This is a genomic window from Arthrobacter sp. 05N429 (genome assembly GCF_056397045.1).
This window is the reverse complement of the sequence record NZ_JBFTMQ010000006.1, coordinates 181,356-205,668: the sequence shown is the minus strand read 5'-3', so window position 1 is coordinate 205,668 and position 24,313 is coordinate 181,356. Positions and strand designations below refer to the sequence as shown.

The 24,313-nt window shown below is 67.1% G+C and carries 15 protein-coding genes; 8 read left to right on the top strand and 7 right to left on the bottom strand.

Features of this window, described 5'->3' with window-relative positions:
- The 5 genes from cobA (at nt 1) to AC1DF4_RS12780 (ending at nt 4,419) form a co-directional block, all read left to right on the top strand.
- On the top strand, nt 1–1,035 hold the full coding sequence (cobA, locus tag AC1DF4_RS12800) for a uroporphyrinogen-III C-methyltransferase (RefSeq protein ID WP_476913241.1): 1,035 nt from the start codon (nt 1–3) through the stop codon (nt 1,033–1,035).
- Nucleotides 1,036–1,115: 80 nt separating this feature from the next.
- Complete coding sequence (locus AC1DF4_RS12795; protein ID WP_476913282.1) at nt 1,116–2,234, top strand: uroporphyrinogen-III synthase; 1,119 nt, start codon at nt 1,116–1,118, stop codon at nt 2,232–2,234.
- Nucleotides 2,235–2,382: 148 nt separating this feature from the next.
- Nucleotides 2,383–3,252 carry an FAD-dependent oxidoreductase gene (locus tag AC1DF4_RS12790; protein WP_476913240.1) on the top strand — a complete coding sequence of 290 codons (870 nt, stop codon included), beginning with the start codon at nt 2,383–2,385 and terminating at the stop codon, nt 3,250–3,252.
- A gap of 153 nt (nt 3,253–3,405) precedes the next feature.
- Nucleotides 3,406–4,125 (top strand): deoxyribose-phosphate aldolase, encoded by a 720-nt coding sequence (deoC, locus tag AC1DF4_RS12785; protein WP_476913239.1) that lies wholly within the window; start codon nt 3,406–3,408, stop codon nt 4,123–4,125.
- A 63-nt stretch (nt 4,126–4,188) separates the two neighbouring features.
- Nucleotides 4,189–4,419, top strand: coding sequence for a hypothetical protein (locus AC1DF4_RS12780; protein ID WP_476913238.1), 231 nt, complete (start codon nt 4,189–4,191; stop codon nt 4,417–4,419).
- Between the two features lie 73 nt (nt 4,420–4,492).
- On the opposite strand, the gene AC1DF4_RS12775 is transcribed toward AC1DF4_RS12780, so the two are convergent.
- The 3 genes from AC1DF4_RS12775 to AC1DF4_RS12765 form a co-directional block, all read right to left on the bottom strand.
- Nucleotides 4,493–5,326: a metal-dependent hydrolase gene (locus AC1DF4_RS12775; protein ID WP_476913237.1), complete on the bottom strand. Its 834-nt coding sequence runs from the start codon at nt 5,324–5,326 to the stop codon at nt 4,493–4,495.
- Between the two features lie 4 nt (nt 5,327–5,330).
- The gene (gene mfd / locus AC1DF4_RS12770) at nt 5,331–9,017 is read right to left on the bottom strand and encodes a transcription-repair coupling factor (protein WP_476913236.1); all 3,687 of its coding nucleotides are present in this window, start codon (nt 9,015–9,017) and stop codon (nt 5,331–5,333) included.
- Between the two features lie 158 nt (nt 9,018–9,175).
- Nucleotides 9,176–14,098, bottom strand: a complete 4,923-nt coding sequence (locus tag AC1DF4_RS12765) for a peroxidase family protein (protein ID WP_476913235.1) — start codon at nt 14,096–14,098, stop codon at nt 9,176–9,178.
- A 276-nt stretch (nt 14,099–14,374) separates the two neighbouring features.
- On the opposite strand from AC1DF4_RS12765, the gene AC1DF4_RS12760 reads away from it, so the two are divergent.
- The 3 genes from AC1DF4_RS12760 to AC1DF4_RS12750 are packed head-to-tail and all read left to right on the top strand — an operon-like array spanning nt 14,375 to nt 16,642.
- Nucleotides 14,375–15,871 carry an SDR family oxidoreductase gene (locus tag AC1DF4_RS12760; RefSeq protein ID WP_476913234.1) on the top strand — a complete coding sequence of 499 codons (1,497 nt, stop codon included), beginning with the start codon at nt 14,375–14,377 and terminating at the stop codon, nt 15,869–15,871.
- A 48-nt stretch (nt 15,872–15,919) separates the two neighbouring features.
- Complete coding sequence (locus AC1DF4_RS12755) at nt 15,920–16,417, top strand: DUF2505 domain-containing protein (RefSeq protein WP_476913233.1); 498 nt, start codon at nt 15,920–15,922, stop codon at nt 16,415–16,417.
- A 3-nt stretch (nt 16,418–16,420) separates the two neighbouring features.
- A complete protein-coding gene (locus tag AC1DF4_RS12750; RefSeq protein ID WP_441405820.1) occupies nt 16,421–16,642 on the top strand; it encodes an SCO4848 family membrane protein in 222 nt (73 codons plus the stop codon).
- A 78-nt stretch (nt 16,643–16,720) separates the two neighbouring features.
- Here AC1DF4_RS12750 and sufU read toward each other — a convergent pair whose 3' ends face one another.
- From sufU to AC1DF4_RS12730, 4 genes are all read right to left on the bottom strand, one after another.
- Nucleotides 16,721–17,191: a Fe-S cluster assembly sulfur transfer protein SufU gene (sufU, locus tag AC1DF4_RS12745; protein WP_476913232.1), complete on the bottom strand. Its 471-nt coding sequence runs from the start codon at nt 17,189–17,191 to the stop codon at nt 16,721–16,723.
- A 12-nt stretch (nt 17,192–17,203) separates the two neighbouring features.
- Nucleotides 17,204–18,517: a SufS family cysteine desulfurase gene (locus AC1DF4_RS12740; protein WP_476913231.1), complete on the bottom strand. Its 1,314-nt coding sequence runs from the start codon at nt 18,515–18,517 to the stop codon at nt 17,204–17,206.
- A 101-nt stretch (nt 18,518–18,618) separates the two neighbouring features.
- Nucleotides 18,619–21,312 (bottom strand): helix-turn-helix transcriptional regulator, encoded by a 2,694-nt coding sequence (locus tag AC1DF4_RS12735; RefSeq protein WP_476913230.1) that lies wholly within the window; start codon nt 21,310–21,312, stop codon nt 18,619–18,621.
- A 62-nt stretch (nt 21,313–21,374) separates the two neighbouring features.
- The gene (locus AC1DF4_RS12730; RefSeq protein WP_476913229.1) at nt 21,375–24,110 is read right to left on the bottom strand and encodes a helix-turn-helix transcriptional regulator; all 2,736 of its coding nucleotides are present in this window, start codon (nt 24,108–24,110) and stop codon (nt 21,375–21,377) included.
- Nucleotides 24,111–24,313 lie beyond the last annotated feature (203 nt).

Sequence of the window (24,313 nt, the reverse complement as noted above, 5' to 3'; positions counted from 1 at the left end):
ATGCAGCTCAGCATTGATCTCACCGGACGCGAAGTCCTCGTCACCGGCTCGGACACTGCCTCCCGCCAGGCGGTCCGCCGCTACCGGGCGGCCGGCGCCGTCGTCTCACGGCTGAGCAGCCCCGGTGGTTCCCGCCACGACGGGCCCCTGCCGGAGCGTCCCTTCCTGGTCGCCGCCGTCGAGGACGGCCAGCCCGGCTGGGACGCGCTGCTGGACCGCTGCCGCGAAACCGGCATCCCGGTCGCTGTGGAACCCGCCGCGGGCCCCCCTGGCCACGTCACCCTGGTCGGAGGCGGACCGGGAACCACCGAACTGCTGACCGTCGCCGCCATCAAGGCCCTGCGGGACGCCGACGTCGTCTTCTACGACCGGCTGGCCCCGTACCAGGAACTTCCCGCCCTGAGCACCGCCGAGCTGGTCGATGTGGGTAAGCGCCCCGGTCACCACAAGGTCAGCCAGGCCGGGATCGAGGACCTTATGGTGGAGGCTGCCCTGGCCGGGAAGAACGTGGTGCGGCTCAAGGGCGGCGACCCGTACGTGTTCGGCCGCGGCGGCGAGGAAGTGGCCTCCTGTGTGCGGGCTGGCGTTCCCGTCCGCGTGATCTCCGGTGTTACGAGTGCCATCTCCGTCCCGGCTGCTGCCGGGATCCCGGTCACGCACCGGGAGGTCAGCCATATGTTCACCGTGGTCTCGGGCCACGCCCCGCTGACCGAGAAGGAACACATGCATCTCGCGGGGCTGGGCGGAACGATCGTGGTGCTGATGGGCATCGGCACGCTGCACCAGCTCGCTGCCGGCCTGCGCCGGGCGGGGATGCGCGCGGACATGCCGATGGCGGTCGTCGAGCGCGGCTACCGCCCCGGCCAGCGGACCACCATCGCCGAACTGGGCACCATCACCACGGCTGCCGCGGACTGCAGCAACCCGGCAGTGCTGGTGATCGGCGACGTCGTCCGCGTGGCCGAAGCCAACCGTGGCTGCGCGGAGGCGGAAGCCGAACTCGACCGCCTGGCCGCTTCCCTGATGGGGGCGTGAGGACCGTGAGCGCGCTCAACGCCATCGCCCCGGCCGGGCAGCCAGGGCCCGGCACCGCGCCGGAAACAGCGCCGGAACCCGTGGCGGAGGCTCTCCCGGAGACCGCGGAGCTGCCGCTGGAGGGCTTCCGGATTGGCGTGACCTCGCACCGCCGTTCCCAGGACCTGATCGAGGCCCTGGAACGGCGCGGCGCCGAGGTGCTGCATGCGCCGGCGTTGAAGATCGCCCCGGTGCAGGAGGACCTGAGCCTGATTGAGGACACCCGCGCCATCATCGAGGCCAGGCCGGATCTCTGCATCGCCACCACCGCCTACGGCATGCGGCGCTGGTGCGAGGCCGCGGATACCTTCGGGATCGGCGAGCAGCTGCTGGAAACCCTTGGCGCCACCCGGATGTTCGTCCGCGGGCCCAAGGCCCGCGGCGCCGTCCGTGCGGCCGGACTGGCCGACGTCGGGATCAGCAGCGACGAAACAACCGCCACGCTGGTGGACATGCTCCTTGCCGAGGGAGTGCGCGGCAAGACCGTCGCGGTGCAACTGCACGGCTACACCGACGTCCGCCAGCTCGAACGGCTCCGCATGTCCGGGGCCACGGTCCTGACCGTCACCCCGTACCGCTGGGTCAAGCCCGACGGCGCGGACCGGCTGCCGCGACTGATCGAGGCCGCCTGCAGCGGGAACCTGGACGTGCTGACGTTCACCAGCGCCCCTGCCGTGGACGCGATGTGGAGTACCGCGCACGAGATGGGCCTGTACAAGCAGCTGGTGGAGAGCCTCAAGACCACCGTGGCCACCGCCGTCGTCGGCCCCATCACGGCGCAGCCGCTCATCGATGCCGGCCTGCAGCCGCTGGTCCCGGACAGGTTCCGGATGGGCGCCCTGATCCGGCTCGTCGTCGAGCACCTCGCCCTGAACCACGTCCGCCGCCTGGACACGTCCTCCGGCCGCGTGGAACTCCGTGGCCGGTCGCTGCGGATCGACGGCGAGGCCGTGGAACTGGCTCCCGCCCCGTTGCTGCTGTTGCGGGCGCTGCTGGGCGCCGGCGGCGCCGTACTGTCCCGTGAGTCGCTGTCCGAACTGCTGGAGCTCCGCGGTTCCGTCCATGCCCTGGACATGACCGTCAGCCGGCTGCGCTCCGCCCTGCCGGACGGCCGGCTGGTGGAAACCGTGGTGAAGCGCGGCTACCGGATCCGGGTGTGATCCACGCCATTACTGGCGGGTAAACATTGGCGAACGGGCTGCGAAAATCCTGCAACACCGGGGAAACACGCCGGAAAGATCGTCCGCCTACGCTGGGGTCATCAAGCAGTCAGGCCACACCACCGGCCACCAGCGAAAGGGCCCCACCATGTCCGCCATCTCCACCGTTTCCGCCGATCCCGCCGATTCCCAGGCCCGGCCCCGGATCGTCATCGCCGGGGCCGGCCCGGCAGCGCAGGCCCTGGTCCGCCAGCTCACGCTGACCCCGTTCGCTGGCGCAGTCACTGTGCTCAGCAACCGGGATGACGCGTCCGACGAACTCCTGGAGCTAGCCGCCCTGGAACAGGTCTCAGTCCGCTTCGGCCAGCCGGCCAGCTACATCGACCCGGACAGCCGTTACGTCACCACCGCCGACGGACTGGAGTTCAGCTACGACCAGCTGGTCATCGCCACCGGGTCCTCCCCCGCGGCCGCGCCGCTGGCAGGGGAGGGCCGGTGCTTGAACTACGCGACCATCGACGACGCCGCCGGGCTGGGCGAGGCCGTCAAGGATGTCACCCGCGTCCTTGGCCGGCGTCCGGTGGGCATCCTCGTCGGAACTGGAACGTCCGCCGGCCAGGCCGAGGCTGTGCTGCGCGCCCGTGGGGTCCGTCCCGTCCGCACGACGCAGCGGCCGGCCGCCGTCGTGCCCACGCTCGCAGGCTCCCCGCTCCCCGCCGCCGGAGTCGTCTTCGAGGACGGTTCCAGCATGGCTGCGGACCTGGTGGTCCTGGCCGAGGAACCGATTGCCCGGGACGCCCTGGCTGTCAGTGCGGGACTGAAGACAGCGCGCCAGGGCGGAATCGTCATCGACCGGAACTTCCGCACCTCGGTCCCGGGAATCTGGGCCATCGGGGATGCCGCTGTCTTTGACGGCGTCCGCCTGGGACTGCTGGTGGCCGCCTCTTCCGCGGCGTCCGTCTGCGCTTCCCAGCTGCTCCAGGCCGGTCTGACCGAAAGCCTCGCGGACGCTGCCTGAACCCTGGCCCCTGCCCTCCGGCGGGAGGCCTGTTATGGCAAGATGGACACCTGAGAAGCCACGAAGCATGCGGTGTCTGCAGGCCCATAAGGCCTCCCAGAGGGACAACTCAGGGGACAACCCCGTCCCAGACCCGCCAGGAAAGGGACCACCATGAGCAACGAAGCCGCCGCGACCGACCGTAGCGCCTCCTCCGAAAACACCGGCGATATTGCCTCGTACATCGACCACACCCTGCTCAAGCCGGAGGCCAGCGAGGCCGAGGTTCTCAAGGTGTGCGCCGAGGCGGCCGAGTACCGCTTCAAGTCCGTGTGCGTGAACCCGGTCTGGGTCAAGACGGTCAAGAAGGCCCTGAAGGGCTCCGGAGTCCTGACGTGCTCCGTCGTCGGCTTCCCGCTGGGTGCCACTCCGAGCGACGTCAAGGCTTTTGAGGCCCGCGGCGCCGTGCTGGACGGCGCCGAAGAGGTCGACATGGTGATCAACATCGCCGCTGCCCGCGCCAACGACAAGGGCGCTCTGGTCGATGACATCACCGCTGTCGCCGACGCCGTGCACGAAGGCGGGGCCATCCTGAAGGTCATCATCGAAACGGCACTGCTGGATGACGCCCAGAAAGTACTGGCCTGCGAGGCCGCTGTGGAGGCCGGCGCCGATTTCGTGAAGACCTCCACGGGCTTCAACGGCGGCGGCGCAACGGCCGACGACGTCGCGCTGATGCGCCGCACCGTGGGCCCGGACCTCGGTGTCAAGGCCTCGGGCGGCGTGCGTTCGCTCGCCGACGCACAGGCTATGATTGCTGCAGGTGCAACACGTATTGGCGCCAGCTCCGGCATCGCGATCGTCAAGGGTGAACAGGGTTCGTCCGCGTACTGACTGCTATCCGATAACCACCGCAGCAGCCACAGTTTTGAGCCCCACGGGGCCGAGGAGGAACGAATGTCCAGCAAGACCACCACTGCCACGACGCCGCAGAACGAGAACAGCCTCGGTTCAAGCATCATCTTGTTCGCTCTGATGATGGTCCTCTTCCTCGCGTCCATCTACTCGCTGAACTTCCTGACGCTGGGCAACCCGTGGCCGATGGCCGTCTGCCTGGGCCTGTTCGCCCTGGCGTTCTGGATTCCGCAGACCATCACCGGCCGCTCGGATTCGGCCGGCGAAAGCTAAGCGCCACCTGCCCCTAAAGAACTGAAGCCCCGGATCTCCGGGGCTTCAGTCGTTTAACCTGGACCGTGCGCAGCTACGTGGCGGCGAGCAGACCGAACAGGCTGTTGACCAGCCCCGTTCCCAATGCGACGGCGGCCGGCCAGTGCACTTCGGCCAGCGCCAGCGCCGCGCCGAACATGCCGATCATGGCATAAGCGCTGACCGGGATCAGCACGAACCATTCCCGCCGTGACCCTGCCCGGCCCAGCAGCGGGATCGAGAACGCCCCGTTGGCTTTCCAGACACTCCTGAGCAGCGGCAGTTTCCGCAGGAGCTTCGGCGGCTTGATCACGACCGGCCAGAGCAGCGGCACTCCCCCGGTGGTGATCATGTCCCCGACAATGTGGACCAGCACACCAATCAGCATCGAGACCGGCAGCCACGTCCACTGGTGCGGCGCGAACCAGGTCACCAGCCCTGCCATGGTGAGGGCGAAGACCCAGTTGCTGATCCAGCCGTACTTCGGGAAGAGTTTCAGGGCCTTGGCTGCGATGTTGATCATGAACATGCAGAGCAGCCCCGCGCCGACCGACAGCAGCCCCCACCCTGTCTGCAGCTGGAACTGCCCCGCCAGCGCCGCAAGCAGCACAAAGAACGCAGCCCCCAGCAGGGAATGGGTCCCCTGCCGGTGCCCGCCGGAGACGTTTTCGATCCCGACGGCAATCACGTTCGACAGCGGCGGCAGCGAGTGCGCGACCGTGCTGGAGCGGTGGTCCCAGTCGCAGACCAGGGCCGTGCCCGCCGTCGCCATCCCGCCGATCACAATCCCGGTGGAGTCCAGCGGGTACCAGCCCAGCGCGTATGGCCCGGTCGAGGCAACGGCTACCCACGCCGCGGCGCCCGACGCGGCGTGGTGTCCTCCCATCATTCTTTTACTTCACCGACTGTGTGGCAGATACGGCGGAGTCGGAGAAGATGTTGCGGATGACGCCGTTGGCCCATTCGAGGATCTCGGCGTCCTGCAGGTCGCGGCCGCCGATCCGGGCGGTCTTGGGCTTCGGGATGAGCACCGCGTCCAGGGCGGGCTTGGACTGCGCGCCGGGGTACATCCGGGTGAGCCGCATGAGCTTGGATTCGGGCAGCTGGGCCGGGGAGAACTTGATGAAGTTGCCCTGCAGGGCGACGTCGCTGAGCCCGGCCTCGCGGGCGCCCACCCGGAAGCGGGCGACGTCGATCAGGTTCTTCGCGGGCAGCGGCAGTTCGCCGTAGCGGTCCACGAGTTCGGCGAGTACTTCATCGATGGCATCGTAGGTGATGGACGCGGCGAGCTTGCGGTACGCTTCCAGGCGCAGCCGCTCGCCGGGCACGTAGTCGTGCGGCAGGTGGGCGTTGACCGGCAGCTCGATCTTCATCTCGGCGGCCTTCTCTTCTGCCTCGCCCCGGAAATCGGCCACGGCCTCGCCGACCAGGCGGATGTAGAGGTCGAAGCCGACGCCCTGGATGTGGCCGGACTGCTCCCCGCCGAGCAGGTTTCCGGCGCCGCGGATCTCGAGGTCCTTCATGGCCAGCTGCATGCCGGCGCCGAGCTCGTTGTGGGTGGCGACGGCCTTGAGCCGTTCCAGTGCCACTTCGCCCAGCGGTTTTTCGGAGGGGTACAGGAAGTAGGCGTAGGCGCGTTCGCGGCCGCGGCCCACCCGCCCGCGCAGCTGGTGCAGCTGGGAGAGCCCGTACTTGTCCGCCCCGTCCACGATCAACGTGTTGGCGTTGGAGATGTCCAGCCCGGTCTCGATGATGGTGGTGCAGACGAGGACGTCGAAGCGCTTTTCCCAGAAGTCCACAATGATCTGCTCGAGCCGGCTCTCGGACATCTGCCCGTGCGCCACTTCCACCCGGGCCTCCGGGACGAGCTCACGGATCTTCGCGGCGGTGCGGTCGATGGTGGAGACCCGGTTGTGCACGAAGAACACCTGGCCCTCGCGCATGAGCTCGCGGCGGACCGCGGCGGAAGTCTGCTTGTCCGTGTACGGGCCGACGTAGGTCAGCACCGGGTGCCGTTCCTCCGGCGGGGTGGCCAGGGTGGACGTCTCGCGGATGCCGGTCAGCGACATCTCCAGGGTCCGGGGAATGGGGGTGGCGCTCATGGCGAGCACGTCCACGTTGGTGCGCATCTTCTTGAGCGCCTCCTTGTGTTCGACGCCGAAGCGCTGCTCCTCGTCCACGATCACGAGGCCGAGGTCCTTGAACGCGAAGTCCTTGGACAGCAGCCGGTGGGTGCCGATCACCACATCCACGGAACCGGCCTTGACCCCTTCGGCGGTCTCCTTGGCTTCCTTGGCTGCCTGGAAGCGGGACAGCGGCTTGACCACCAGCGGGAAGCCGGAGAACCGTTCGGTGAAGGTTTCATAGTGCTGCTGGGCGAGCAGCGTGGTGGGCACCAGCACAGCGACCTGCTTGCCGTCCTGGACGGCTTTGAAAGCAGCCCGGACCGCGATCTCGGTCTTGCCGTAGCCCACGTCCCCGGAGATCAGCCGGTCCATTGGGATCTCCCGCTCCATGTCCGCCTTGACCTCATTGATGGTGGTCAGCTGGTCCGGGGTCTCCACATACGGGAACGCCTCCTCAAGCTCGCGCTGCCACGGGGTGTCCGGGCCGAACGCGTAGCCGCGGGACGCCATCCGGGCCGAGTAGAGCCGGATCAGCTCGCCGGCGATTTCCTTGACCGCCTTGCGGGCCTTGGACTTGGTGCTGGCCCAGTCCGCGCCGCCCATCTTGCTCAGCGCCGGGGTGTCCCCGCCCACGTAGCGGGTGACTTGGTCCAGCTGGTCGGTGGGCACAAAGAGCCGGTCGCCGGGGGCGCCGCGCTTGGACGGCGCGTATTCGAGCACGAGGTATTCGCGTACGCCGTCCCCGCCACCGGCGACCTTGCGCTGGATCAGTTCCACGAACCGGCCGATGCCGTGCTGTTCGTGCACCACGGAGTCGCCGGACACGAGCTGCAGCGGGTCGACGGCGTTCCGCCGCTTGGATGGCATCCGGCGCATGTCCTTGGTGGAACCGGCGGAGGTGCGGCCCAGCAGGTCAGCCTCGGTGAGCAGGGCAAGCTTGAGCGGCTCCAGGACGAAACCGCGTCCGACGGCGGCCGTGGTCACCTCGATCAGCCCGGCCTGGGGTTCGTCGTCGAGGGAGTCGACCCGGGCGCACGGGATGTCGTTGTCGTGGAAGAGTTCGGCGAGGCGCTGGGCCGGGCCGGGACCTTCGGTGACGACGACGATCCGCCACTGTTCGCGCACGTGGGAGCCGATGAAGTCCATCATTTCGGCGACGTCGCCCTGGTAGCCGCGTGGTTCCCGGGCGTGCAGGTTGAGGACGTCGACGTCGGGCAGCAGTTCCTCGTCGGTGGCCAGCGAGGTGATGGACCACCAGGACACCTCGTGTTCGAGGGCCGCGGAGCGGGTTTCGGTGAGCGAGCGGAAGCTGGCGGAGTGCAGGGCCTCAGACGCCGCGGAGCTCAGGTCCAGAGGGGCCGTGCCGCCGTCGGACGCCGTCGACCAGGCGGCCTCAAGGAATTCCTCGTTGGTGGCGGCAAGGTCGTGGGCGCGGGTCCGGACCTTCTCGGGTTCGATCACGACCGCCATCGAGCCGGCCGGGAACTGGTCCAGGAACGGCACCATGGCGTCCACCAGCACGGGGGCCAGGGACTCCATGCCCTCAACGGTGATTCCGCCGGCGATCTTCTCCAGCATGTCCGCGGCAGCCGGCAGCTGTGATTTCAGCGTCGCGGCGCGGGACATCACGGAGGGCGTGATCAGGATTTCGCGGCACGGCGGGGCGTGCAGTTCGGTGGGGTGGTGCACCCCGGGCGCGGTCAGCGAGCGCTGGTCCGCGACGGCGAACCAGCGCATCTGGTCCACCTCGTCACCAAAGAATTCGACCCGGATGGGGTGGTCCTCGGTGGGCGGGAAGACATCCAGCATCCCGCCGCGGACGGCGAATTCACCGCGCCGGGTGACCATGTCCACGCGGGCGTAGGCGGCCTCGGCGAGGCTTCTGACGACGCTGCTGAACGGGGCGTCCTGGCCGACCTTCAGCGTGACTGGAACCAGCTCGCCCAGGCCGGCGACGATCGGCTGCACGACGGCCCGGACGGGCGCCACGACGACGCGCAGGGCGCCGACGGCGGACGTTTCGGGGTGCGCGAGGCGGCGCAGGACGGACAGCCGCCGGCCCACGGTGTCAGAGCGCGGTGAAAGCCGTTCGTGCGGGAGGGTTTCCCAGCTGGGGAACTCGGCAACGGCGTCGGCCGGCAGGAAAGCGCGCAGTGCTTCCGTCAGGTCTTCGGCTTCACGGCCGGTGGCGGTGATGGCCAGGACCACCGGCGCCAGGCGGTTGCCGTCGGCTGCGTCTTTTGCGGTACCTTCCGCTGTGTTTTCCGCTAGGGCGGTGAGGCCGTCCGCCATCTCCGCGAGCAGCGCCGAGCGCAGCCCGGCGGGGGCACTGATCTGATAGTCCTCGCTGCGGGCGGCGAAACCGCGGGATGCTTCGGCCCGGACGCGGGCGTAGTTCCGGTCTTCGGCGAGGACACGGCGCAGACCGGTGAGAGAGGGGCCGTTGAGGCTCATAGCTGTTGCTCCTGAAGGGATCACGGAAACGCAGGCAACACGAATAGCCGAAATTCGTGGGAATCCCGGGGCTTCCCAGCCTACCGCGCCGGCCCGCCGACGCGGGAACGGGCCCCGGTTGCCCGGAGCCCGTTCCTGTGTTCAGTGGTGCGCCGTTGCTACAGAACCGGCGGGTACTTCATCCGGTACAGGAACGCCGCCGTCTGGTCGCGCTGGACTCCCCAGCTGGGACGGAACATTACAACACCGTTCCCGAGGTCCCAGCCGGTGGTGATGCGCTGTGACTCAAGCCAGGAGATCTGCTTGTAGAAGGTGTGGTCGGTGGCTACGTCCGCGAACTTTGACACCGCCGGTGCCGTGTAGTCCGGCGAACCGGACACCCGGTAGAGGAACGCCGCCATCTGGTCGCGCTGGACAGTCTGGCTCGGACGGAAGGTGACCACCCCGGGCCCCTCTTCCCATCCCTCGGTGATCCCCTGAGCTTCCATCCAGGAGATCTCCTTGTAGAAGGTGTGCCAGGTGGGTACGTCCGCGAACTTCGACACCGCCGGTGCCGTGTAGTCCGGCGAACCAGCCCTCCGGTAGAGGAACGCTGCCATCTGGTCGCGCTGGACCTCCCAGGACGGCTGGAACTTCACGACGCCGTTCCCCAGGTCCCAGCCCGTTGTGATCTTCTGGTCCGCGAGCCAAGCGATTTCCTGGTAGAAGGTACGCCACGTCGGCACATCCGTGAACGGGGACACCGCCGGCGGAACGAATACCGGAGGACTAACCACAGGAGCCGCCGGCGTTACTACGTTCGATGACGCGGACCGTTCGCTGGGGCCCCCTTCATTGACTGCCACAACCTGGAAGTTGTAGGCCGTCCCGTTGTTCAGGCCTACCACCTCGAGGCTCGTCTCCGTGGCGGCGATCCCTTCGATCGTCCTGACGTCGGTGTTGCCGGTCCGGACCACGATGTTGAGCGTCTCGGCACCCTCGGGTGCCGCGAAGTTCACAGTCGCGGTCCTGTTGCCAGCAACTGCGGTGGGCGCAGCCGGTGCAGCAGGTGCCACGACCGGTTCCGGGACAACGTTGATGGTCTGGTCGGAGAACCGCAGCCTTTCGACGTTGGTAATCCGGTCGGTGCCATCTTCGGCCCTGCCGCCTACGTGCGTCACGGTGGTGACGCCGTCGACGGTGCTGATGTCGTACTCGTCCATGGCCCCGGAGAACGCGGCCGTGTCGACATCGGATGCGCCCGGGCTGGAGAGGATCTCCCTGACGATCTTCACATTTCCGGGATCGATCCTGCCGCCTATGATGTCGGCCTGGAGTTCGGTCAGGGTCGTGACGGTCCTGACCTCGGCCCCCGCAGCGTTGACGACACTGAGCCGGACGTTGAGCCACTTGTCGCCGTCGATGATGTCATCGGCGCCGTTGCCCCAGATCTCGTCGCTGCCGGAGCCGCCGATGATGATGTTGCCGGCGCCGAAGGTGGTGGCACCTTCGGGGAGAAGCCCAGCCAGGCCGCTGATCCGCGCAATGCCAGCCGCGTCCAGCTCGTTGGTCAGGCCTTCGACGTTGACTTCGGTGTTGGGAACAGACGGAACCTCGTCGTCGCCGCGGAGCACGTCGTCCTTGTCCCAGCCCGACAGGGCCTCAACCAGGAGGAAGCGGTCCTTGAGGGCGTTGGGCCCGTCGACGATGATCTGGCGCATGTCGGAATCGGCCGGCTCGATCGAGCGGGCGTGTGTGACCCAGTCGAAGCCGAAGACACCGTGGTTGCGTTCGATGCCGGGGCCGGCGACCATTACGTCGTCGCCGCCTTCGGCGTCGTAGTCGTCTTCGCCGGAATCACCGATCAGGACGTCATGGCCCGGAGCGTTGATGTCGTCGAAGAACGGTGCGCCGCTGTCACCCTGCAGCAGGTCGTTGGAGTTTCCGCCTTCCTGCCAGTCATCGCCGCCGCCGCCGAACACTGCGTCCGGTCCGTCGCCGGAGAGGACCAGGTCGTTGCCTTCACCAGCGAACGTTTCGTTGCTGTTGAGGCCGCCGTTGGAGAAGTCGTCGCCCTCACCGGACATGATGATGTCCAGGCCGGGTCCGGCGTCGATCGCGTCGTTGCCGGGTCCGCCCTTGAGGACATCGTCGCCGTGGGAGTCAGTCACCCGGTCGTTTCCTTCACCGCCGAGGACGACGTCGGCACCATCACTGCCTTCGATGATGTCGTTGCCGCCGTTGCCCCAGATGGTGTCGTTGTCGATGCCGCCCCAGATCCTGTCCCCCGCCAGTGCGGGATCCTGGGGGGCCGCGTCGTCCCGGCCGTTGAACGTGGACTGGGCGTTGAGCCCGGCACGGTCGACGCTGTTGCTGACGCGGTAACGGATGGTGCCGTCCGCCATCCGCATCAGGAGCGCAGCTTCGTCGCAGGACGAGGCCGGATCATCGGCCACCGAGTTTCCGGTGGTTGCCGTGATGTTCTTCATCTCGAACTCGCAGTCCGCGACGCCGAATACGTCAGCCTTGAGGGCCGCGGCGTCGGTGTTGCGCATGATGAGCTCGGAGAGGGAGTTGCCTTCCAGCTGGGTCCGCAGGTTCAGGCCCGAGGTGCGGGAAAGGTAGTACATGCGGTCCCCGTCCTGGAGATCCGTCATCTGGCGTTCGAAGATGTAGTTGAACGTCGAGCCCAGCAGTCCGCCGAAGAGGTTCTGGTACTCGGCGAGCCCGCCCACCCAGAGGTCAACGCTGTTCAGGCCGGTGGACGTTTCGGGGGTAGCCCCGTCCCATGCGCCCGTGCTGTTGACGAACTCGAAGGAGTCCGCCGGGGTCAGGGTATCCGTCGTGTCCATGTCGAACAGCCGCTGGGCGGCCGCCCGCTTGTCAACGATCGACGTCGCGGCCGTGATGGTCGGGTGGGTGCCGTAGGCTGCCATGAAGTTCACCACGGAATCCGGGTGCTTGAGGTTCTGGCCAAAATCCACCCAGCTGGTGTACGGCTTCAGCGAGGACTCGCCGGTGCTCTTGTACAGCTGGGAGCGGAAGTTGTTCAGGGACGGGATGCCGGTGTCCCGGCCACGGGCCAGGTTCAGCGAGGCAAGGTCCAGGGGCAGGCCCAGGACATTGTTCCGCAGGGTGTCGGTCACGAACTCGTCGAGTTCAGCGCCGACCTGGTCCGTCATGCCCATGGCGATGGCCCCCGCGGCCTGCTTCGGGGTCAGGGGATCTCCCGCCGGGTTGGAGTAGTAGGACGTGGGATTGAGGAAGGCGTCCAGCAGCGGCATTCCGATGTCGGTGCCGTTGTTGGTCTTCCGGTCGATCGTTTCGGTCAGCATCGAGTGCCCGAACCGGTAGGTGGCGTGGGCGAACTCTGCCTTGATCGCGGGGTCGATTCCGGTGTCCGACTGGGTGAACACGTTGAAGCCGTTGATACCGGGCTGGATCTTGCGGGCAAAGTCCTCGAAGACGATGTGCTGGTATTCCATCTCCGTGACGTAGCGTGCTGCCTGGAAGAGTCGTTCACCGTTCCACTGGCCGTTCGGGAGCTTCCACTCGCTCACGTCGATGTTCTGCGTCGTGACGAGGTCCTGCATGTAAGCGACCAGCCGGTTGTGCTCCGAGTGGAACACCTGGTGGATCGCCGTCAGGCCGATGTTCTCGTTGACGCGCCCGTCGCCGGCGACGAAGTGCGCTGCCAGCTGCTCGTCGTCGTAGGTGCCCGGCGCGACCGGCACGTTGACGGGGTTGGGATCGGTGTCGGTGTCGGCCGTCAGTGGAGCACCGGTCTGCGAGTTGAACGGCGCCGCGTTGTGCGCGATGTCGTCCAGGAACGCGATGCCGATGCGCTTGACGTTGGCCGGCGGTGCTACCGGTGTGGTCAGGTTGCCTTCAACCCGGCCCGTGGCGGTCTCGTACTGCGGGAGCCCGTTGGGTCCGCGGAGGAAGCGGCCGTACTGGTCGGTGGCGATCTTGGGGATATCCGCGACGTCAACGTCAGACAGTTCGAGGCCGAGAACGTCGCGGGCCTGCTCCTTGAGGTCCGCCCACGTGGCCATGCCGCCCGGTTCGCCCTCGATCAGCTCGCCGTTGGCAACCGGGTCGCCGTTCTCGTTCATCACGTATTCCCGGAGGAACACCTGGTGGGAGGGGTGGGAGGCGTAGGTCTGGCTCTGGTCCACCCACGGCGAATCGGTGTTGGTGGCGTCCTGGACATCGTCCGCGTTACCCAGAATCCCATCGGGACCGGCCTGGTTCTCAGCCCGGCTGAGCAGCATGAAGTTCGAGCGCCCGTTTGGAACGTAGAGCGGATCGTCCGGGGCCAGCGGCATCATGACGTAGTTCTTGGTCTTCTTGGTGAAATCCACGCCGTGGTCGAAGAACTGCCCGAACAGCGCGAACATCCCGTTGTACGGCGGCGAGAGCCCGAAGTCGGTTGTGACGTTCGGGATGTCAAGAGTCGCGCCCTCCGGCACACAGTTTTCCGGCAGTCCTGCACCATCGCAGGGCACCGCCGTCGGGCTGTCGTTCACCGTGCGGTGAGCCTGGCCGGAAGCTGCGACGGCGGCCGGGTTGGTCGCGGTCTGGTCAACGATCACGTTGCTGACGAAGCGCGGAGTGGTGTCCGTGACAGTCTCATTCACAGACTTGTAGCTCTGCCCGCTGGATGTCGTGCGCCACTCAGGATCCGAGAGGCGGGGGAACACCCGGCTTGCGGAGCCGAAGTCGTTCTGGCCAGCCACCAGGTTGTTCTCCGTGCCGTCCACCGTCCGGAGACCGTAGGGCAGCAGGGGGTTGGCTATCTGGTTGGGGCCGGGGCCCATAAGCGGCTGGCCCGGCACGTCGTTGCCGTCGGCGTCCTCCTTGGTGGCGTGATTTTCAGCGATTTTGATCTGCTTCAGAATGAACCGCATATCGCCTGCATTGAGCGTGAATCCCTGGCCGGTCGGCGCTGCGGAAACTGCGGGCGCCAGCACGGACGGGACAACCCCGGCGCTGAGCAGAAGGGCAAGGGCGCCGGCCGCGACTTTGCGGCTGACCCCCGGTGCCTTCCCTCGCAGCGGGAGGTTGCCTTCCCTCCCTCGAATCTTGCGATGTTTCCCCATTTTGAATACCTCCATCGAGTCGCACCGGCTCCCCCCTCAATGTGGTCGCTCGGTTCACTGGATGGCCACAGCCTTGTCGTGAGGCCTTTGGAAATTCTTGGGACCCGTGAGCCAGCGGGAACCTGAGGGTGGAGGAGAGAGATGTGTTATTCCGTGTGCATGGTGGGACTTGGGCGCGCAGAGGGGCGCAGGAGGCGGCCCGCCCCGGCCAACCCGACCGCCTCCGGCGATTGCTAAGCTTGCTGTCCAAGGCTGTTCACCCACCGAGGAGACTCCATGAGCGACAATCCACGAACGGTGCTCGTCACCGGCGCGACCGGCTACATCGGAGGACGGCTGGTCCCCCGGCTGCTGGAGGCCGGACACACCGTCAAGGTCCTGGTCCGGACGCCGGCCAAGATCGCCGGCGTGCCGTGGCTCGACGACGTCGAAGTTGTCCAGAGCAGCCTCGACGACGGCGACGCGCTGCGCGCGGCCCTGGACGGCGTTGACGTTCTCTACTATCTGGTCCATTCCATGGCAGCGGGGGCAGGATTCGAGGCCACGGAAAAGGCGATGGCCGGGACCGCGGCGCGGGCCGCAGCCGACGCGGGCGTGGGCCGGATCGTCTACCTGGGCGGCCTGCACCCATCCACCGCCAGACTTTCCACGCACATGAGGTCCAGGGAAGCCGTGGGCAAGGTCTTCCTCGACAGCCCGGTGGATGCCGTCGTCTTCCAGGCCGGCGTTGTGATCGGCTCCGGGTCGGCGTCGTTCGAGATGATCCGGCACCTCTCGGACACGCTCCCGGTGATGCCCGCCCCCAGTTGGGTGCGCAACAAGATCGAGGCGATCGCCGTGCGCGATGTGCTGCACTACCTCGTCCGCGCCGCAGCACTCGAAGGCCCGATCAACCGCACTTTTGACATCGGATCGCGCCAGGTTCTCAGTTACGCCGGGATGATGCAGGAATACGCCGCCGAGGCCGGCCTCCCCCGCCGGTGGGTCCTCGCCCTGCCCGTTCCCGCCCCCAAACTCGCCGGCCTCTGGGTGGCGCTGGTTACGCCGATTCCGCTGCAGATGTCCCTGCCGCTCGTGGAGTCCCTCCAGCACGACGCTGTCTCCCGCGAACACGACATCGATTCGTACATCCCGCTGCCCGAGGGCGGACTGACGCCCTACCGCCGCGCGGTGGCCCTCGCGCTGGGCAAAGAGCGCGACGGCCAAGTGGAGACAACCTGGTCCAACGCCGGGGCCGACGCCGATCCCCTCCCCAGCGACCCGGACTGGGCCGGGCACCGCGTGTACCTCGACGAACGCACCTACTCCAGCGCGGTGGACCCGAAGCACGTGTGGACCATCATCGAGGGGATCGGTGGCCGCAACGGCTGGTACTCGCTGCCGCTGGCGTGGCGCGTCCGCGGCTGGCTGGACAAGCTCACCGGCGGGGCGGGGCTGCTGCGCGGCCGGCGGCACCCGCACCTGCTGGCCGAAGGCGAAGTGGTGGACTGGTGGCGCGCTGAGCGGATCGAGCGCGGGCGGCTGCTCCGGCTGCGGGCCGAAATGCGGGCCCCCGGCAGGGCCTGGCTGGAGCTCTCAGTGGAGCCCGACGGAACCGGCAGCCGTTACCGCCAGCGGGCGATCTTCTTTCCGAAGGGACTCGGCGGCCGCCTGTACTGGCTGGCGGTTCTGCCCTTCCACAGCCTGATCTTCCCGGCCATGTCACGCAACATCACGGCCGCGGCGAAGGACCTCCAGGATCTCGAATCGGAGCCTGCCGGACACACCGCGTAGGATGTTTGGAGCCCGAAACGACCAGTTCCACCCCATGGAGGACCCCCAATGGCCTTGAGCGCATCCACCAACCTTCCGCACAGCGTTGACCGAGTCACCGCGGTTTTCGTGAATGAGGACTTCCTGCGCCACACGAGCGAGCTCGTCGGCGGCACCCTGGAATCCTTCGCCGTCGACGGCGACACGGCCGGCGCCTTCAGCACCACCACCGTGCGGACCATCCCGACGACCCGGATGCCGGACCTGGCCCGGAAGTTCGTCGGCGAAAGCCTCAAGGTGACGCAGCTCGAGACCTGGGACGCCCCCGCAGCGGACGGCTCCCGGCTCAGCAACATCACCCTGAAGGTCTCCGGCGCCCCGCTGGACGTCAATGCCGTCCAGCGCCTCGTCGCCGACGGCGGCAGCACCCGGATCGAGCTTGAGGGCACCGTCACGTCCTCGGTGCCCTTCCTGGGCAGCAAGATCGCCGAAGCGGCCGAACCGATGGTGGGCAAAGCCCTGAACATCCAGTCCACCCAGGCCCAGGCCTGGCTCGAAAGCCACTAGCACATGGAGTTGCCGGCCGTCCTGGCCGTCGTCCTGATCGTGGCCGGCGTGTGGTCCTTGGCGGTCTGGCCGCAGTTCCTGCGCCGGGTAATGAAGGATCCAAGGTCCCGCGACGCGAACGGCAAAGCCACCCGCTTCCTCACCGTCCACGTCGTCCTGGTCAGCATCTCCCTGCTGCTCGGGGCGGCGACAGCGGCCATCGGGATCGCGGGCTTGTTCGGCTAACCGGGATCTGCCCCGGCCCGCAGGCCTTCCGCAGAACCGGCCGGAGCCCTTACTGGGCTCCGGCCGGTTCCTGTTTGGCTAAAGTGTTGGTGTGCCGGGTGCCAGCGCCTGGGCAAGGGCGTCTTCGGCGGCCACCCAGGAAATCATGGCGCACTTCACCCGGGCGGCGTATTTCGAAACGCCTTCAAAGGCTGATGCGTCGCCGAGGATTTCCGGATCCGCGGCGAGTTTCCCCCGGGACCGCAGGACGTCGCGGAAATTGCCGATCACCTCGGTGAGATTGCCGACGTCCATCCCTTCGGCAAGGTCGGCAAGCACCGACGCAGAGGCCATGGAAATCGAACAACCTTCCCCGTCCCAGCGCAACTGGGAGACCTTTCCCTCAGACACCGCCACCCGGACCGTAATCTCATCCCCGCAGACGGGATTGAGCTGGTGGGACTGCCCGGACGACGCCCCTGCCGGTACCGGTGTCTCCGCCAGTCCGCTGCCGGTCCGCAGTTTCGCGTGTTCCAGAATGATCTGCTGGTACAGCTGTTCAAGGCTCATGCGATAAAGTCCTCAGGCTCCAAAGTAGGCTCGGACCTCGGCGACAGCCGCAAGGAACGCGTCCACCTCGGACGTTGTGTTGTACAGGTAGGTGCTGGCCCGGGTACTGGCGGTCAGCCCCAGACGGCGGTGCAGCGGCTGCGCGCAGTGGTGGCCAACCCGAACTGCGATGCCCTTGCTGTCCAGGAACTGCCCGACGTCGTGCGCGTGCACGCCGGCAACGTCGAAGGACGCCAGCCCGATCCGTTCCTGTCCCGGAGCCGGGCCGAGGACACGCACGCCGGGAATGGACGCCAGTCCTTCGACAAGGCGCTGCCCGAGCAACGATTCCCAGGCGTGGACACGGTCCATCCCCGTCTCCGTGAGGTAGTTCGCTGCGGCCGCGAGTGCGATGGCCTGGGAGACTTTCTGGGTCCCGGCTTCGAACCTTTGCGGGGCAGGCAGGAACGCCGCGCGCTCCATCGTCACCGTGGTGATCATCGATCCCCCGGTGAGGAACGGCGGCAGCGCGTTCAACAATTCGGACCGGCCATACAACACGCCGATGCCGGTGGGTCCCAGCATCTTGTGTCCGGAGAGGACCGCGAAGTCGACGCCGAGGTCCTGCACATCCAGCGGGAGGTGCGGCGCGGACTGGCAGGCGTCCAGCACCGTGAGGGCCCCCACCTGGCGGGCCATCGCCACAAGCTTCTTGACGGGGTTGATCGTGCCCAGCACATTTGAGGCGTGGCTGAAGGCAAGGACCCTGGTGGCCGGGCCGATGATGCCGCCGGCAGCTTCGAGGTCCAGTACGCCCGCGTCGTCGACGGGGATGAAGCGAAGGGTCGCGCCAGTCCGCTCAGCCAACTGCTGCCACGGTATGAGGTTTGCGTGGTGCTCCATCTCGGTGACCACAATCTCGTCGCCGGCGCCCAGGGCGAACTGCGCCGCCGGCGCAGCCGCGCCAGGCAGGGAGGAGTTCAGGAACGCGTAACTCAGCAGGTTCAGGCCCTCGGTGGCGTTGGAGGTCCAGATAATCTCATCGGCCGCCGCGCCCAGGAAGGCAGCGAGCGTTTCACGGGCATTCTCGAAGGAGTCCGTGGCTTCGACCGCCAGCAGGTGGGCACCACGGTGAACGGCGGCGTTGCGCTGCTCGTAAAACTCCTGCTCGGCTTCGATGACGCTGAGCGGGTTCTGCGAGGTCGCCCCGGAGTCCAGATAGATCAGGGGGTGCCCGCCCATGGACCGCGAAAGCACGGGGAAGTCATTGCGGATCCGCAGCACCTCTTCGTCGGTCAGTGCAGGCGTCAGCAGGGCCTGGGACTCTGACGTGGGCACAAAAGCCACGCTGGCCTCCTCGAATCGGGTCAAATGGACTACTATCCATCATCCCACGGAACGGCACCACGGATTCTGCAGCCGGCTCAGCTGGGGCACCGCCGAGGACTTCAGGGACGGTGCGAATCGCCTCCCGTGTCGATGAGATCGACCCGGCGGCTGACGCCCAGCTTGGCGAAGACACGGTAGAGGTGTCCTTCCACGGTCCGCTGGGACACACAGAGCTTGCTGGCGATCTCGGCATTCGTGGCACCGCCGGACACCAGGTCCAGGATCTCGGTTTCCCTGGCGGTGAGTTCCGCATCCTGCTCGGGACGGACGAGGTCAATATGGGCAGCCATCCCGGCGGCGGTCATCCGGTTCTGGATTTTGCGCTGGACGGATAGCAGTTTTCGCTTGTCCGTGGTTTCAGCCAGGCACCGTTCCGCTTGCTGCGCAGCCTCGAGGGCAAGCAGCACATAGCCGCCACGCAGCGCCTTGTCGCTGATCCGGACCAGTTCGGCGTCGTCGGCATTCATTACGGCGAGCGCATAGTCGTGCAGCATTCCGGCCTCCCGTCCCTCCACCGAGAGGCTGCTGACGGCCAGGCCGTCCGCGGCCTGGGTGTCTCCGCGGCGCACGGCAAGCCGCCTGATGTCGGTCTCAATGCCCCGCAGCCCCTGGCGTTTCGCCTCAGCGGCAAGGCCCGCGAGCCTCTTGCTGACGTCGCCAGCCCCGCCGGGTGCTCCGCCGGCCGCGGTTGAGTAGGCCTCGGCGAGCAGCGGGACAGCACCCGGACCGCGGTACCGGGAGAGCCGGAAAGCGGTCGCATGTTCCTCCGCCTCCCGGGTATGGCCCACGACAGACGCCGCGTAGGCTGCCACGGAATGGGCAAAGGGCAGCAGTTCCCAGGGATCGGCGATCGTGAGTTCCTCGACCCCGAGAACGAGTTCGGCAATGCCCTCGGGCATGCGCCCCTGGCGGACGCGGGCGAGGCCCCTCATCAAGTGCAGGATGCCACCGCTGAGCAGGAGCCTCGAAGGGTAGTGGGCCTCGTATTCATCGAGGGTCGCGGCGAGCGATTCCCACTCCCCCGCCCAGTTCAGGCTCAGGCTGTAGCGCACCAGGAGGTCTTCGTAGACGAGCGGCATGGCCATGCCGGCGCTTTGCGCCCCCTGCCAGGCATCCCGGGCCAGCCCCAAACCCTCCACCGTCCTGCCCTTGGCACACAGCAGCTCAGCGAGCAGCGATTCCGCCGGGATCTTGATTTCGGGCCGCTCGCCGGCGGCCACGACCAGCTGGCTTAGCCCGCCCTCACGGTCCTCCTGTCCACTGTGCAGCTGGCTGCCGGCCATCCCGGCCGCGACGGCAATCGGTGCCATATCCAACCACGATGGCCCTACGGCGGCCTCACGCTGGAAGGCGCCCGGGCTGCCGCGCAGATGGCCGACGTCGGGTGTTCCGGCGGGAATACCGGCGACGGCAGGGGCGGCACCGGCCACCGGCGGCTTTGTCCGCCCCCGCAGGCGGGCGGACAACAGCGCCGCCAGGTAGCGGGAGGTTTCATTGGGAATATGTTCCGCGAGCTGGAGAAATTTGGCGGACTGGTCGCCGTCGCCCAGCAAGTACCGCGCATAGGCCATGTGTAAACGCGCTTCGGGAATCACGTCGTCATCGGAAATGGCCTCGGCGGTTCTCAGCGCGGTCTGCGCATCGAGTGCGACGTTGGCAGAGCGGGCCGCCTTGAGGAGCTGCTCCGCCGGAACGTCGGCCCCGCAGTCCAGTGCCCACCGAATCCGGTTCAGGAAGGCTTCCGGGTGCACAGAGTTCCCCGGCGGCAGCGACACGAAGCTGGCACGCAATCCGGCGCTTCTGCCCGCCGGAACCCAGCGGCGGATGATCTCTCCGATCAGGGGACTCGCCGGACGGGCCGTCCGGTCGGCGCCCCGTGAGACGTGGATGATGCCTGCCCTCTCCAAAGCGTCGACAGCCTTCGGGCCGCCGAATCCCAGCAGTTGGCCGAGCGAAAGCGGTCCCGCCAGTGCCACTATGGCGGCCGCCGTCCTTTCCTCCGGCGACATCGACCGCAGTTCGTGGCCTATGAGGTCAGCGACCGGGATCTCGGACAACCCGGGACGGAAGAGCAGGAACCAGATCCCGTGCCGCAGTCCCAACGCACCCGTGTTCCGTGCGTGTTCGATCAGGGACAGCAGCATGAACGGATTTCCGGCGGAGGCCTCCGCCAGCATTGCGGTCGCCCAGGGTGAGACATCGGCGCGGAGCACTTGCTCGCAGAGCTGGTGCACCTCGGCCCTGGTGAGCGGTTCCAGGTCAAACTTCGCCACGATCCCGTCATCCCAGAGGGCCAGGAATTCCTCGGGGATCAGCAAGCCCGGCCGGCAGGTGGCGAGTATGTTGGCAGAACCGGTGGCTACGGCCTGCGCGACAAGTTGCGTCGTACCGCGGTCCAGGCACTGGGCGTCGTCGATCACGAAGAGCGGTTTGCTTGACTGCGATTTGATGCTGTCGGTGACGGCCTTGACCACGGCGGAGAACGAGTCCAGGTCGTGGGCGGGCAGCTGGCCGAGGTAGGGCGACAGGGCGCCGAATGGCACGGCTGACAATGCCGGTGTTGCTGCGAGTCGAATCAAGGCCGTGTGCGGCCGGAGCTCCCGGATGACCGCCCTGGAAACCGCGGTCTTCCCGGCGCCCGGGTTGCCGACGATGAGGGCGCCGGACGTCCGGCCGTCGCGCAGGCATCTCAGGATGTCCTTGACGACGCCGGACCGGCCGACCAGTGTGGCGGACTCAGTCAGGCTTTCCACTAGTGGCCCTTCCTGCGGTGCGGCGGGTCCAGGCCCGCCCGGAGGAGAGGTGGCCGGGTCGGTCAGCCGAGGCGAGCGTGTTCCACTGGTCCGGAGATGACATCTTTGAGTTCCGACCTGCTCGCGACGTGCAGTTTCGCGTAGACCTGATACAGGTGTCCCTCAACCGTGCGGACAGAAACATGCATTTCGTCTGCGATTTTCCGGTTGGAGGTCCCCGCGGCCGCCCTCACTGCCACCTCGGATTCCCGGGCTGTAAGTGTGGAGGTGAGCAGGGAAAGCACACCGTTCCTCGGGTTGCCGAAGCGGTCCTCGAGGGACTGTTGCGTGCGCTGGGCCATCCTGAGGGAGATGCGGTTCCCGGCGTCGTTGGCGAAGCTGACCGCTTTCCTGGTCACATCCCTGGCGAAGATCGCGTGGCCGGCTGCATCGGCGTCCTTGGATGTCGCCAGCAACTCCTCGCTGTCGGAATCCTTCAACCCTTCCGCAAGCCGGGAGCACAGGCCTGCGAAGTGCCCGGTGACCTGGTCGGCAAGGCCGCTGAGTTTCTGGCTTGCCTGACGGTCCCCCAGCCGGGCCACCGCCGAGAGGAACTGGAGCCCGGTCGCAAGCGCGGAGGCTTCGGTGTCAATGTCGGCTTCCAGCTTCAGCGCGCGCAGGACTTCGGTCTTCTGACCGATTTCCGCTTTGGCAGACAGCTCGAAGAACCGCGTGATCCGGTTCACCAGCCACGACGCCCGGGGCTGCGGCTCCTCGACGTCCACCAACAGGGCCCCGGCTTTTTCCTCATCCCCCTGGAGTGCGTAGGCATAGGCACAGGCTGCGGTTGCGAGTCCGGCTATAGCATCCCGATCCTGCACCCTCAGCTGCCAGACTCCGCTTTGCAGGCGCTGAACCGCCGCGGTGAGATGACCGCGGTGGAGGTCGACGATCCCCTGCCCGATCTCGAACATGCCGCCCAGCCTCGCCTGCTCGTCCGAGGCTTCCGATGTGCCCGCAATGAACTCCGCGGCCTCCCGGAACTTTGCCGACAACAGCAGAAGCAGCAGGAACCGTCCCCGGATGTCGCGGATCGAACTGTCGGACAGATCCAGGAAGCCGGCGGCAATAATGACTTGCCGGCCCAGCGCCACAGCGCCGAGAACGTCCCCGGTGACTGCTTTCGCCTCGCACAACAGGCTCGCGGCCATGATCTTGGCTTCGCTGCCCAGGTCCGTGGGATCCGCATCCTGGAACATTTGCAGGACATCGCCATACCGGCCTTCGAAGGCGGCCAGCCCGGCATAGGCCAGGCGGACCTGCTCGGCCACCGACCCCGGCCCCGTCCCGGCGTCTCCGGAGACCGTGAGGCGCAACTCGATCTCCTGCAGCCGGGCCAGTGCACTTGCCGCCGCGGCGGGGTTGCGCCTGTCCAGTTCAGCCCACAGGAGATGCAGTGAGGCCCATTCATCCAGTGCCAGGCCGTCACCGGCCCGGAGTTCGACGTCCGTCAGAATGCGGCGGGCAGCTTCGTCATTGTGCAATGAGATAAATGCCCGGGCCGATTCGACGGCCACGTCCGCCAGCTTCTCCCGCCCGGCAATTTCCCGGGCGAACCGCAGGGCGGACTGCGGATCGGATGCCTTGTTCGCGAGGCGTGCAGCGGCCAGGGCCAGATGGGGATCCACTTCTTCTCCGCAGTCGAGTGCCCATGCCACAGCGGTGGATCCCGTGTATTCGTCGAGGTCCAGGTCCTGCAGCACGGCACCCAGCCGGCGGCGAAGCTCGGCACTGCGCCCGGGCGGCACCACGCTGGCTACGATGCCCGCAGTGACCGGGTTGGCGATGCTCACCATGGGCGGGTGGTCATGACTGACGCGGATCAGGGCGCGTTCCTGGAGGGTGTCGATGTCCTGCGCCTTCGATACGTTCATCAGGGTCTGCAGGGGCAACGCTCCGGCGAGCGACAAGAGCTCAAAAACATCACGCTGGCCCGGGCTGAGCCGGTTCAGGCGGGCCTTGAGCACATCCCGGATCTCGCCCGCCAGGGCAACGGGCCTGTCTCCAAGGACCCAGGAATCCTCATGGCGGACGATGATTCCCAGCTTGATCTGCTCCCGGGCCAAGGAGTGCAGGAAGAGGGCATTGCCGCCGCTGGCGTTCCAGAGGGCGCGTGCCGCGGTATGGGAGAAATGTCCGCCGTATTCCTGCGCGAGGCTGTCCACCGTCTCGCTGAAGTCGAAGGGGCCAAGATCAACCCGGCGCAACAGGTCATCTTTCCAGAGCCCCATGATGTCGCTGCCGAGATTGGGCAGGTCAACGCACGCGGCGAGCAGCAGGACATGCCCGCCGGCGCAGAGCTGGGCCACCATCATCGTGGAGAGCTCATCGAGGTCATGGGCATTATCGACAAAGAGTACGACGTTGCGGCCCTGGGCGCGGGTGTGAAGCAGCTGGGTCAAGCCACGCAGGACCATCAGCGGGTGCTCAAGGTGGGAGGCGTCGAGTTCGTTGAGGAGCACGCTGAGTGCACCGTAGGGAAGCTTGGAGGAAATGGAACTGCCCCGGACCTGGACCACCAGGAACTCGTCACCAAGCTGTTCCAGGGCCCGCTGGGCAATAAAGGACTTGCCAGCCCCGTGTTCCCCCACAATCACTGCCCCGCAGCCGGTTCCCGAGGTGAGCGCGGCTACTACATCCGCGACGGTTTTGTGCCGGGTGTAGTGCTTCTGGTGCCACCCCTTCCCCGGACGTTGGGCGGCTGAAATCACATCTGTTCTGCCGCTGCCCGCAGGCAGGCCGGCTTCTTGCTGAAACATGAGAGAGACCTTCGCAATCAAAGTATTGACTACCGATAGGTCCAACATATGGAGGTGGCGAATTTTCGGGATGCGTAAGTGCTACTCGATTCCCGGCGCGGTGCCGAGCCCTGGGCTACGCAGGTGTACTCAGAATTTGCCGGGCTCCGGGTTCCAAAACCAAGTAGTCGGAATCGAGCTACCGGCCCGGTGGCGAAATGCAC